We start from the raw sequence: 12,410 nt of genomic DNA, 5'->3' as shown, positions 1-12,410 counted from the left end.
CTTAAAAAATGTTATAATTCTTTAAGCTGTAATTTTTTTATTTAGTTTTGTTTAATATAAAGTTTAAACTCAAATGGATATGATAAAAAAAATACAGATTACTGGAGCGTTTTTAATGTTGCTTTGTTCGCAGAAAGTTTTTTCTCAGCACAATTCCGGTGATGATACTCTAAAATTTAAGAGTGAAAAAATTACGAGAAAAGCTCAGGAAAAAGTAACAGTTTATACAGGGAATGTCTCTGTAGTATCACCTTATATAAATTTTGATGATGCTGAAAAAGTAATAGTAGATGAAAATAAAAATGAATTAAAAATTTATAAGCCCAAAAAATTTAAGATTATCCATCTTGAATCTCTGTCTAAAAAAGGAGTAAGGTCTGAGGATGAGCCTATTATTTATTATACAGATACTAAGGAACTGATCATATAAGATAAAAATAAAACCTGCTGTGAAAGCAGGTTTCTTTATTTTAAAACTGAAAATTTAATGTCCGGCTTTTGTGCCTTCCTCCTGCTTTACATGACTCAGATACTTCGTACAATAAGCTCCGAAGATCAAGATTACAATATAACAGAATACAGGAATGATGAAAGAATGCTGAACCCCGAAAATATCGGCTAAATATCCCTGAAAAACAGGAATAATAGCGCCTCCCAGAATTGCCATAACCACCAGAGAAGAACCCTGACTTGTGTATTTTCCCAATCCTGAAATAGCGAGAGTGTAGATATTTGAGAACATGATTGAGTTAAAGATTCCTATTCCCAGAATGCTGTACATTGCCAGTTCGCCATGATTAAACATTGCAGAAATCAATAACAGAACATTAATTCCCGCAAATATAGATAAGGTTCTTGCCGGAGCCGATTTTCCGATAAAAAACGCGATAAAATTTAAGGCAATAAAAACTAAAAAGAAGCTGATCTGAGAAAAACTAAGATCTACAATGCTGAAAATAACCAAAAACACAGCGATAGCCGCTCCCAACATATATAAAGCTTTTTTTGCCTGACTGATTGACTGATTAAGGGAAATTGCGCCTAAAAACCTTCCAATCATCGCGCCTCCCCAATACAGGGAAAGATAATTTTTGCTTACCACTTCAGAAAGATTCATCACCTGTGGCTGCTCCAGAAAACTAATGATGAAACTTCCCACTGCAACTTCGCCTCCTACGTAACAGAACATGGTAAGAACTCCAAATTTCAGATGGTTGTGCTGCAAAGCTCCGAATCCTTTTACAATTTCTTCCCCTTTTACCTGAAAGTCAGGAAGTTTAACTCTTGAAATAAGCAAAGCTACCAAAAGCAGAATTGCTGCAAAAATGAGATAAGGAATTTTCGTTGCTGCTGCACTGAAAGATCCGTCCGGAGCGGAAAACAATTCAAAAATTAAATGTCCGCCTAAAACCGGAGCAATTGTGGTTCCGAAGGCATTGAATGCCTGCGTCATGTTCAGACGGCTGGATGCGGATTCTTCTGGACCCAAAAGCGAAACGTAAGCATTTGCCGTAATCTGCAAAACGGTAAATCCTAACCCTAAAATAAATAAAGCTCCCAAAAATAATCCGTAGGAAGAAAAACTTGCGGCAGGGTAGAAAAGTACACATCCTAAAGCGGCAAGAAAGATCCCGAAAATAATTCCTTTTTTGTAACCCACTTTGTCAATAGGATCTCCTTTTGTGGTGGAGATGAGGAAATAGATTAGTGAACCGATGAAGTAAGCTCCGAAAAAGCAGAACTGTACGAGCATGGATTCAAAGAAAGTAAGCTTAAAAAGCTGTTTCAGATAAGGGATAAGAATGTCGTTCATACAGGTGATGAATCCCCACATAAAAAACAATAGTGTAATGGTAATCAACGGAACAGTATAGTTTCTGCTGCCCGTTTTAGCATCATTTATCATAAATTCATATATATTAAAGTTTAAAGATAGTTGGTTTATTTAATAAATTATCATTTCGAGACAATAAATTTAACCGTTTAAGCAAAGAATTTTTAATATGATGATTATTTATGACCATCAAAGATTGAATAGTATTTATTGTGAATATAATCACTGTATTGGTGTATTTTTATCTAAATTTTAAGAATTTAACTTTATTGAAGAAAATTGGCAAAGAAATTGTGTGTCTCTATTTGAAACTATTAAAAAACAAAGCTATGATTTCTTACTACGATTTTAAAAATTTGCCAAATCAGGCACAGTGCAGTTTCGTGATGAATGAGGGACGTATCATGAGCGAAAGAACAATGGATACAGTAAAATATGTACTTTATGAAGTTTCTTATTTTACCGTTGAGGTTATATACAATACCATTAACAACAAAACAGAAGTCATTAATGTTTTTCAGAACAAAGGAGCTTATGCTATGTAAACATATTTAAAGAGACATATTATTTATTAAAGAACAGATCTGTAAAGGTCTGTTTTTTTATTGCTTTTATCCGGAAATTCGGGGATTTAAAACAAAAAAAATCCTCAGAGAGAATCTGAGGATAAAAACTAATAACCATGAAAACTCAAATTAAACATGAGTAATTAGTAGTATTAAAAAATTGTGCCAAGAAAATACTGAAAAACCTGTATTTAAGATTAATTAAGAATATTAACGAAAATTTATAGTATAGAAATTTTAAATCATCCTGCATCTAATTTCTTATCTCGGAATTAGATAAATACAAAAGAATTTAAATAATATTTATACTCGGTATGGCATAATAATAGGTTGATTACAGGTAATTAACCAAAAACCATCACAAAATGAATTCTAATAATGAACAAAAAAGTATCAGAGGAAAAACCGTAGTAATTACCGGAGGAAGCAGTGGAGTAGGAAGAGCTGCTGCGGAAGCATTTGCTTTGGAGGGATGTAATATTGTAGTTGCGGCAAGAGGCAAAGAAGCTTTGGACGAAACGGTAGCTTTATGCAGGGATTTGGGTGTTTCCGCCGTGGCTGTTCCTACAGATGTTTCTATTGCGGGTGATGTTCGGAATTTAGCTAATAAAGCATTGCAGTTTAACGGCAGAATAGATATTTGGGTAAACAATGCAGGGGTAATGTCCAGTGGGAAATTTGAAGAAATTCCGATGGATGTAAATGAACAGGTGATTAAAACCAATCTTTTCGGATATATGCATGGAGCTTACAGTGTTTTGCCGGTCTTTAAAAAACAGAACGAAGGAATTTTAATCAATAACGTCTCTATAGGCGGATTTATGCCGGCTCCTTACAGTGCGGTTTACTCTTCTACAAAATTCGGAATCAGGGGAATGATGGAGTGTCTTCATGGAGAAATTTCAGATTTTCCGCAGATCCATATCTGTAATCTTTATCCACAGATTCAGCGTTCTACAGGAAATATGCACTCTGCAAAATATTCAGGGCTGGATTTTAAAGTTCCTCCTTTTGCTGCAGACCCGCGAGATACAGCTGCTAAAATGGTGGAATTGGCAAAACGTCCAAAAAAAGATTTATTTCCGGATTTCACTTCAGCATTCCTGAAAAACGTTTACGGGTTATTTCCAAAACCTGTCATTAATACCGCTTCAGCAGTCATGAGGCTGATGATGAAAGTGAAAAATGCCCCATCCGATTCCGGAAATATTCTAGAGCCTTCCTCAGAGCCTCACCGAATTTATGGCGAGACGATGCTTCCTGTTCCATCAAGAAAAACAAAAATTGCAGTTTTAGCAGGTTTGGGATTAGGTCTGGCTTATATGTTCCTGAAATTGAAATCCAATTCTTCAGAAAACAGTTAAATAAAAAATCCTTCAAATTGAATTTGAAGGATTTTTTTGCGGAGAGTGAGGGATTTTGTACCCATTCCTCATCGCTTTATTGATAAGCGTTCGCTGTAGCATCTCTGTGAATGGCCCTAAATAGGACATTGGCAAAAAAGTGGTAAAATCCTAATTTAAATTTTACGTAGTAAAACTAAAAATTTTTGTTCAAATCTGCAAGTAAAAAGTTCAAATATTGAACAAGTTTTTTAGAGTTTGAAGCAAGAATTTAATCCTTCTCTTTTCCGCTTGAAATTTCTGAGTGCAAATATTTCAAAAAGAAAACGAAGAAAAAACCGAAAAAAAAGAAAAAAAGAAAGCCTTTTGAAAATGAGCGTGGCGTTCTGTCAAGGTTTTTTGGAAAAAGTTTTTTCGTAGATTTTTATACGTAAAAAGTTTTACTGAAAATCCGGAGGGCTTGACCTTGACAGAATTAATTAGTGAATCGGGAAGCGAATTATCTTTGGTTTCTGTTTTCTTATTTTAATCTTCACTTAAATTATTAAAGATTGAACTCATTTAGCTAGTTGTTTAAGGTTGATTATTCATTTTTTCCATTATACAAACTAATGTTTCCTCAAATACCTTACTCTTTAATTTACATTCCCATATTACAATGACATTCCATCCTTGATTTTCTAATTCTTCAATGTTAGTTTTATCTCTTTGAATGTTTTTATTAATTTTATCCTCCCAAAATTCTTTTCTGGTTTCAGGTAGTTTAGACTTTTTGCAATCATTATGCCCATGCCAAAAACATCCATTAATAAAAATAATTGTTTTATATTTTGGTAAAACTATATCTGGTCTTCCTGGAAATCTTTTGTCATTTTTCCTAAATCTATAACCTTTTGAGAATAAATACTTACGAACTAAAACCTCGGGCCTAGTATCCTTTCCCGAAATTCTAGACATAATATCTGATCTCTTCTTAGAAGAATAGATGTCAGCCATTGTTAATTATGGAATTAATAGCATCAATTAGAATCTGATAGTCCTGGTTTTTAGCATTTACCCACTTCCGAACAAATACTTTTTGAGTGTTCAAAATATCTTCAGAGGTATTATTTCCAATCATATATTTTGTATATACAGAAAACTTCTTTTTAAAACTATTAGCAGCATTACAATCTTGTGAATATTGAATAAATTTTAAGTTATCCAATACTGATTGAGCCATCATCGTTGAAAATTCATCATCCCAGATTATTTCTTCAGGAGTATTTTTTGGTAGATAGAATACGTTTCTCTTGTAATATTCTAAATACTTTTTAAGTAAGTCTATTTGTTGCTGCTCATTACCTGCATTTCCTAAGCTATCTACAGAAAATTTTATCTCTTCATTTGTCTGTTCTCGTATTTTAGATTTTAAAAAATCAACTGTTAAATCAGATACGGCAAAATTAGTCCAATCGTAATGACTATTATTGGGTTTCTGATCACCATCAAAAAAAATATAATTAGAACTATTATTTTCTCTACAGAACACAGATATAAACTCTTTTTTAATAACACTTTCACCTCCCGGATTAAACTTAATATTAAACATATTTCTAGTTTCGGGCCCAATTTCTGATAGAACAACCGAAAGTATTTCTTGAGCCAGAATATCCTCTACTATAATTTCTTTTTTCCTTGTTAAAGGAAACTCTATATGATAAAATGCTTCCTCAGGAGAGAGGTTTTCTTTTACTAAAAATCTTTTAGTATTAGGATTTTGATAAAATACTTTAATAGCTTCTTTAGGTAATCCCTCTACTAATGATGGAGAATGACTCGTCAGAATTATTTGATGTTTCTTAAGTTTTATTTGCTCTAATAAGAAAATTTTTAATCTCTCTTGAGCTCCCGTATGCAATGAAACTTCCGGTTCATCAAGTAAAATAAGAGAATAACTTTGAGCTTCTAAAATTTTAAGAACTAACTTTACTACGGCAATTTCTCCGCTTCCTGCGAAAGCTTCCGAATATTTTGCATGTCCCGTATTAAAGATAACGGTATAACCAAAATTTCTAAAAAAAGAATGTTCAATATATTCTCCTGATATATATTCTTTTCCCAATATAAAGGATATCCACTTAAGCTCTTCCAAAGTTAAAACCCTTAACGGTTTGTTAATAGCTCCTGCCTTCGTATATACAAATGATTTTCGTCCAGAAATTATATCTTGAAGCTGTTTAGATTTCTTCCGGATAAACTCTTGTTTATTTCTTGTTGAGGTTCTTGAAGTGTTTCCAAAATGAAAAAATTTATCAAAGGCACTCAACTCAGCTCTAAAATCAATATAAACAACATCTTTAGCAATTGGGGTATCTCTTTCTCCATCATCTCTGGATGTCATTCCTGCCCATACTAGTGGGCGGCTAGTTTCCCAATAATTAGGGTCGTTATTTCTTCTTATCCTTGCTTTGACTACCTCTTTATAAGAATTATCATCTCCTTTAAACCTGTACCAAAAAAAATGTCTTTTTTTCTGATCATCATAATATTCTACTGGGTCTACACTTGTATCAAACCAAAATTCATAAGGAGTTCTTCTTCGTGGTGCGCCGTATAAAGCGTGTAAACAGGAAGACTTACCACAACCATTTTGACCAATAAAAACAGTTAGTGGAAATCCAAAACTTATCTTTGTATTTAATTCAAGATTTCTATAAAATGGGAACTGAATAAAATCTATATATTTTTGAACACCTCCAGAATTTTTTATTCTGCTTACTGTATTTATTAATTGGTCTAATTCGTACATTCCTTAAATTTTTAATTCCCAGACCATCTTCTAAGCCATTCGGATAAATCTAATCCAACTCGCGAAAGTTCAAAAGCCAATGAATTACTTACATTCTGAGCAAAGTCATTCTTTAATTCACCTATCCATAACATATCTTTATTATCACCTCTTTTAAACTTTATTTGGGAATCACTTTCAAATGAGCGAACATTACCATTTGCATGAGTAATAAAATCTACTAACTGAGAATCGTATATTTTATAATTAATTTTGAAAAATTTAAACGCATCATCCACTTTAACAACAAAATGAAATTTTTTCGGTGATTCAACAGCATTTAATTTCAGTAATAGGAATGATCTTTTTCTTTGAGTAATTCTAACAGAGTCACATTTAGGTTGAACACAAAGCCAATAACTTTCTTTTCTTTCTTCCTTCAAAATGGTCCCTAATGTCATTGTAAAATCAGAAATCAAATACCTTGGTTTTATTGTAGTGAGGATTGAGAATTTTATATCACTCATTTTAGCTTCATCCGCGTTGTTAGCAAAAGTATTTGTAAGACTTTTATGGCAGATTTTTGAAAATAATACATTTTCTTCAAATGGAATTTCTTTTTTATAAAAAGTTTTTTCCACACCATTTAAAACTATTGATTGTAAAGTTTCAATATTAATATTTTCTGGTGGGTTGAGGTTTACAAGCTGTTCTCTATTGTCAACTACAAATGGATAAGTATCAGCCCTATATTGATCCTTTAAAAATAATGGAAGTGCTCGCGTTTTAATAATTGAATTAATCTCACTTTCCTTTATTAAACTTTTAATATCACTACCTATAATTTCTAATAGCTGATCTTCTGCATCATCCGGGTTTGGTAATAATGATCGATGTGTTAAGTATGCTGGATCAAGCTTTCTATTATATGATTCTAATAAGTTATAAGTATTATTCCTAACCTCAGAAATTGCCCTAATTGCCGCCTGTAGTACTAGGGCATTAGTTAATTGTGCAAATTCAGAATTTATTATTTCGGGTAACCTTTCTAAATTAACCTCTTTTCTTTTAACTTCTTCAGAAATATGTTTGCGATCTTCAGGTAACTTAAAATAAATTGATAATCTTATCTTATCGTTATGAAAATATAATTCATCTTCATTTTCTTCGTAATTGATACCTAACTCATCAAGTTTTCTCCTAATAGGAATGACAATTTTTTCCGTATCATATTCTGCTGTAAAAACTATGATTAATTTAGGCGTTTTATGATTCTCCCCTAAAATTTTCTCAATTAATTTTATTGCATAAATACCTCTTGACTCATCAATATCAACATCCTCTTCTAACTCTTCTTCAGATAAGATTTTATTAACCTCTTTTCCCTTTTGTTCTGTTGGTTCCATAATGATTTTCCAATCTAATACGGAAACATCACAATTTTTGGCTAATTTTAAAACCGTATCTTCATCTTCAATTTTATTATATTTAAAAAATGAACATGATTTTCCCTTTTTTGCAAATACTTTGGTGATAATATCTGCATTAATTCTATGGTCAATTCCCTCATTAACGGGATCTTCAGCATCGTTAAAAAAAGGCTGGTCGTCAACAAAACAAATAGTTTTTATGAAATTATCAGCTACGTCAATTGATTCTTCAAAATAATTTTCACTCATTTTCATCTTGGTTAATTGGTGAAATAACAAAGGTTACATTCATCTCTTTTCTCGGCTCTCCTACATAAATAGTGTATCCAGCAGAGCGTAAAACTTCTTTCGAGATATATAACCCCATTCCTCTACCATTATTTTTCTTGGATTGACCAAATTCAAAAATATTTTCATAATCAGCAACACTAATTTCTGGGCCGTTGTTTGAAACATAAAAAATATTTTTGTTCATGTCTGCATGTAATCTTACAATTCTTTCATGATCGTCTGTTGTTTGTTTAAGCCAATGGATTGCATTGTCAACAAGGTTTACAAATACAGGATAGAATTGGGAACGGTATCCCTTGAATTTAATATCGGAAAATGCTTTTGTTCTTCTCAAGTTAATTTTATGTCTATCAATTCTACCTCTAAAAACATCTAAAAGGAATAGGTATATCTCTTCTCCTTTAATATTTTCTTCCTTTCTATACAATCTACGATTAAGAGGTGTTAAAAGAGATAAATAGGTGTCTAAATGCTCAAAATTGGTTCTAATGTTTCTATACGTTGAGTCTATTTTGTTGTCCACATCCGCCCATCGTTGTAAATCTCGAATACCATTTCTTAAAGAATTTACAGTACTATTAAATTCATGATGTACAATATTGACAGCTAAACCAAGTTGTGTTAACTCAATATCAGCAAACATTTTCTCTTTGGCTTCTTCTAATTCCTCTTCAATAGCTTCAGTGATTTGAGCGTTTGTCACAATACGGCCAGATTCATCCTTTTCCCAATAAATATTATCTAATTGATGGATAATATTTTCTAAAATAGAATTTGCATAATCTTTCTCTTCAATTATTGGTGTTTCGATTTGTTTTATTTCTTCATATATATCAACATCACTCGTATTGGATAATTTAATATCTGTTAAACCTATTTTTGTCTGTCTTATTTTTTGTTCAAGATCACCCATCAATTCTTGGGTCAATCTCCGTACTTTAAAAGATATTTCCTCGGCAATATTTCTTGCCTCATCGAACCTTTTCTTTGTAGTGTCTTTAGCCTCTTCCGAAATTAAATCAACATGCTTTTCAATTCTCTTCCTCCTGCTTATCTCAATATTGAGTTCGTACTGAAACCTGTTTAATAATTCTTCAATTTTCTTATCAGCATTATTAAAATACTCGTTACTGATCCGACTATATTCTTCTAAATATGATTCCCAATTTCTTCGTTGTTCTCTCGTAAGACTAAAAGCTCTTGGAGACATAACTTTATTTTTAACTCTTAATTCAGTTAACTTTTTTCTACCTTCAAACTCATAATCAATAAGTTTTTGACTTGCTTCATCAGGATCAGCTATATAAGCTACAGATCCCATATTCTTTTCTGTAGAATTTAAAATTTCATTGATATTATTTTGTAAATCGCCGGATTGCACACTTTCAAAAAAAGTATTTATTTCTTCTAAAAACTTATCTTTTCTTTCTTTTGCTCTTTTTTCTCTTTGCTCTTTGGCTTTGTACATTTTTTCTCTTTCTTTTCTTATTGTCAAGAAAGTTGATGTAAAGTCTCCACTGCCTTTTTCCCTGAAAAAGTCATTAGCAAGTTGTACAAAAAAATTTTTTAAGATATCTCTTAATTGTCGGTAAGCTTTGTTTTCTATAAATCCTTCACGCCCGGCTTTTTCTATAAGCTCTGGATTCTCTGATTTAGAGATATCTACAATGCCTATCATTCTTCTGTAGGAAAAGAAATAATAACTTGCACTCTTCGATCTGTTTTTTTCAATATCTAAAAAGTCAAAATTATTATCTCCATATGGCAATATTCTTATTCCATCTCTATAGATATATAAGCCTCCATAACGGTCTAATTTACTCCTGATCGGACTATATAATCCCTGTTCTAATAATGACTGCTTCATATCTCCCTGTAGATATGCAGTTTCAATCGAAAATTTTCCGCAAGAAGTTTTTCTAAAATTATTTCCCGACCATATTATTTTATGATTATCAAAATCATTATCATAGACCTTTACATTCCCAACAAATTGGCCAAATTCATCAAATTCACCTTTAAAATGATGATCCATAATTTTAAATTCAGCGGGACTAATAAATGATTCCTCACCAATAAGGTCATAGTAAATTCCATCATCTCCTCTGTAGTCTCTGAAAGCTGTTTCGATATTAGGTTTTGAATGGTCTGGTGTTATTGTATTTGTAAAACCAATAAGCATCTTCTCTAGACTTGAAGCTTCATCTCTTACATCTTTATCACCATCGATATTTGCATTTAAGTTCTCATCACATGGCGAAATATAAAAATGTGTTCCTGATTTTTCAGTTAATGATAGATTATTGGGCAACCAGTCCATTAATTCAAAAGGATCGCAATTAAAAGAATCTATTTCATTTTTTAATTTGATAAAATCCTTATGTTCAATATCATCATTGTCAGCGATTTTTTTTAAATGTTCAATCATTGACAATTTCATACTTTCAAGTTCTTCAACTGTTAAAAAATCGTTTTCAGGTTCAATAACAGGAATAAAAACTTGATCTAAGTTAATTCCAGGGCATTCAAATATTCCCCAATTTATAAAGGCAGCCATTAAAGGCATGAGTTTTCCTTCTCTCTCTGCTCTTGATAGTATTAAAACTTGTTTTCCTATTGATGCAATTGCCAATCGACCTATACCTTTTTCGCCCATTATGGGTCTTGGAGGTTTATTTAAAGCAATTGGTGGCGGTGGTGTTTTATGATTAGAGAATTTACTTTCTGTGGCTAAAACCAACCACCTTTTTTCAAAATCATCTTTGGTCATACCAAGACCATCATCTCTCAATATAAAAAGTTGTTCTTTTCTGAAATAATCAACTTCTACATGATCAGCATAAGCATCATGAGCATTTTTGAAAAGCTCGTTAATTGCTGTAGGGATTCCTGCAATTTGCTGTCTCCCAAGTAAATCTATTGCTCTAGCTCTTGCTTTGAATTGCGCCATAATTTCCAATGTTCAAAAATTGTTTCCCCTATAGCTTTAGCTAATTTGGGAGGAACTGCATTACCAATCATTGTCGCTACAGCACCTTTATTTGAAGAGTAAAAGTTGTAATCTAAAGGAAATGATTGCAATGTTGCACCTTCCCGTAAGGAAATAGCTCTATCTTGTTCCGGATGCGAATAACGCCCCGTACTCGTATATATGAATCTTGTTGTGATAGTTGGAGAAGGTCTATCCCAATACATTCTTCCATAAACATCATAATGCCCATCGTGATCTTTATAACACTCTAATTGTAAATCTTTATCATTTTCCCAGTTTTTTCTAGAACCACCATCTTTTGGTGTTTGTTTTAATCTTCGCAGATTTAAATCGCTAACCTTTGAAACTGTGTGCATGTATATCGAATTATCAATAAAGCCTGCTTCAACTTTTGGAAAAAGTTTTTCATTACCAATAGCTTTTTTTACTGTTAAGATATTTTCCTTTTTTTTATCTTGTAAAGGTAACTTAATCTCAGGGTTAAGTCTTGATGCTATTAACACGAAACGTCTTCTATTCTGAGGAACATTAAAGTATTTTGCATTAACAACTTTTTGATCAAAAACGTACCCTTCCTTTTTTAAACTTTTTTTAAAATTATGTATTGGACTTCCTACCTTTGTTTCCAATCCAGGAACATTCTCTATAAAAACGAAACCAGGTCGAAAATGGAGAACAAATTCTTTAAAATCCTCAAGTAACAATCTGCTCTTTTGTGATTTTGTTTTATCAGATTTTAAATTAGAATAATACTGACATGGACTACAACCCACAAAAATTAAATTGTCATCATTTATTTTTACCTCAACATATTTATTCAAATCCTCGGGAGATAAATTTGAAACATCTTCATTAATGAAAATTGCATCATTATTTTTAACATAAGTGGCTTTAAATTTTGCATCAATGTCCACTCCTGCTAAAACTTTTATTCCGACTTCTCTAAAACCACAAGTCACTCCTCCTGCACCGCAAAAAAAATCTATAGCCTTAAGTTCATTTGTTTCTTCCATAAATAGAAAATTCGTAATATACAAAAATATATAAAATAATATTTTTTTATATTGTTTTGTAAAAAAATATCCTGAAACTTTTCATTAAAACCGTTTTAGTTCATAAATTATGAGTAAATAAACTCTTAAAAAATGGAACTCAGCATAGATTATCGTTAATGTCAGTCTTAA

At 31.9% G+C, this 12,410-nt stretch carries 9 protein-coding genes; 3 read left to right on the top strand and 6 right to left on the bottom strand.

Annotated features, from left to right (window positions below):
* Positions 1–79: 79 nt before the first annotated feature.
* Entirely contained in the window at positions 80–430 is a 351-nt protein-coding gene (locus BW951_RS03380; RefSeq protein WP_139326084.1) for a hypothetical protein, read from the top strand.
* A 54-nt stretch (positions 431–484) separates the two neighbouring features.
* On the opposite strand, the gene BW951_RS03375 is transcribed toward BW951_RS03380, so the two are convergent.
* A complete protein-coding gene (locus BW951_RS03375) occupies positions 485–1,906 on the bottom strand; it encodes a sugar MFS transporter (protein ID WP_076390495.1) in 1,422 nt (473 codons plus the stop codon).
* A gap of 257 nt (positions 1,907–2,163) precedes the next feature.
* On the opposite strand from BW951_RS03375, the gene BW951_RS03370 reads away from it, so the two are divergent.
* Positions 2,164–2,379, top strand: a complete 216-nt coding sequence (locus BW951_RS03370; protein WP_076390494.1) for a hypothetical protein — start codon at positions 2,164–2,166, stop codon at positions 2,377–2,379.
* Positions 2,380–2,765: 386 nt separating this feature from the next.
* Positions 2,766–3,764, top strand: a complete 999-nt coding sequence (locus BW951_RS03365; RefSeq protein ID WP_076390493.1) for an SDR family oxidoreductase — start codon at positions 2,766–2,768, stop codon at positions 3,762–3,764.
* A 552-nt stretch (positions 3,765–4,316) separates the two neighbouring features.
* Here BW951_RS03365 and BW951_RS03360 read toward each other — a convergent pair.
* The 5 genes from BW951_RS03360 to BW951_RS03340 are packed head-to-tail and all read right to left on the bottom strand — an operon-like array spanning position 4,317 to position 12,239.
* Positions 4,317–4,739, bottom strand: a complete 423-nt coding sequence (locus BW951_RS03360; RefSeq protein WP_076390492.1) for a very short patch repair endonuclease — start codon at positions 4,737–4,739, stop codon at positions 4,317–4,319.
* On the bottom strand, positions 4,732–6,534 hold the full coding sequence (locus BW951_RS03355; protein WP_076390491.1) for an ATP-dependent nuclease: 1,803 nt from the start codon (positions 6,532–6,534) through the stop codon (positions 4,732–4,734). Before BW951_RS03355 ends, BW951_RS03360 begins: the two co-directional genes overlap by 8 nt.
* 11 nt (positions 6,535–6,545) lie before the next feature.
* The gene (locus tag BW951_RS03350; RefSeq protein ID WP_139326083.1) at positions 6,546–8,192 is read right to left on the bottom strand and encodes a response regulator receiver domain; all 1,647 of its coding nucleotides are present in this window, start codon (positions 8,190–8,192) and stop codon (positions 6,546–6,548) included.
* The gene (locus BW951_RS03345) at positions 8,185–11,184 is read right to left on the bottom strand and encodes an ATP-binding protein (RefSeq protein ID WP_076390489.1); all 3,000 of its coding nucleotides are present in this window, start codon (positions 11,182–11,184) and stop codon (positions 8,185–8,187) included. Before BW951_RS03345 ends, BW951_RS03350 begins: the two co-directional genes overlap by 8 nt.
* Positions 11,151–12,239 carry a DNA cytosine methyltransferase gene (locus tag BW951_RS03340; protein WP_076390488.1) on the bottom strand — a complete coding sequence of 363 codons (1,089 nt, stop codon included), beginning with the start codon at positions 12,237–12,239 and terminating at the stop codon, positions 11,151–11,153. Before BW951_RS03340 ends, BW951_RS03345 begins: the two co-directional genes overlap by 34 nt.
* Between the last annotated feature and the right edge of the window lie 171 nt (positions 12,240–12,410).

Source organism: Chryseobacterium gambrini (assembly GCF_900156825.1).
GTDB classification, from domain to species: Bacteria; Bacteroidota; Bacteroidia; order Flavobacteriales; family Weeksellaceae; genus Chryseobacterium; species Chryseobacterium gambrini.
Note: the sequence above shows the minus strand (reverse complement) of the source record. Positions and strands in the feature narration are given on the sequence as shown.

What these genes read in the sequence shown, in the direction of transcription:
- BW951_RS03370 (WP_076390494.1), top strand. Translation starts at nt 2,164, where the DNA reads ATGATTTCTTACTACGATTTTAAAAATTTGCCAAATCAGGCACAGTGC.
- BW951_RS03365 (WP_076390493.1), top strand. Translation starts at nt 2,766, where the DNA reads ATGAATTCTAATAATGAACAAAAAAGTATCAGAGGAAAAACCGTAGTA.
- BW951_RS03375 (WP_076390495.1), bottom strand. Translation starts at nt 1,906, where the DNA reads ATGATAAATGATGCTAAAACGGGCAGCAGAAACTATACTGTTCCGTTG.
- BW951_RS03360 (WP_076390492.1), bottom strand. Translation starts at nt 4,739, where the DNA reads ATGGCTGACATCTATTCTTCTAAGAAGAGATCAGATATTATGTCTAGA.
- BW951_RS03340 (WP_076390488.1), bottom strand. Translation starts at nt 12,239, where the DNA reads ATGGAAGAAACAAATGAACTTAAGGCTATAGATTTTTTTTGCGGTGCA.
- BW951_RS03350 (WP_139326083.1), bottom strand. Translation starts at nt 8,192, where the DNA reads ATGAGTGAAAATTATTTTGAAGAATCAATTGACGTAGCTGATAATTTC.
- BW951_RS03380 (WP_139326084.1), top strand. Translation starts at nt 80, where the DNA reads ATGATAAAAAAAATACAGATTACTGGAGCGTTTTTAATGTTGCTTTGT.
- BW951_RS03355 (WP_076390491.1), bottom strand. Translation starts at nt 6,534, where the DNA reads ATGTACGAATTAGACCAATTAATAAATACAGTAAGCAGAATAAAAAAT.
- BW951_RS03345 (WP_076390489.1), bottom strand. Translation starts at nt 11,184, where the DNA reads ATGGCGCAATTCAAAGCAAGAGCTAGAGCAATAGATTTACTTGGGAGA.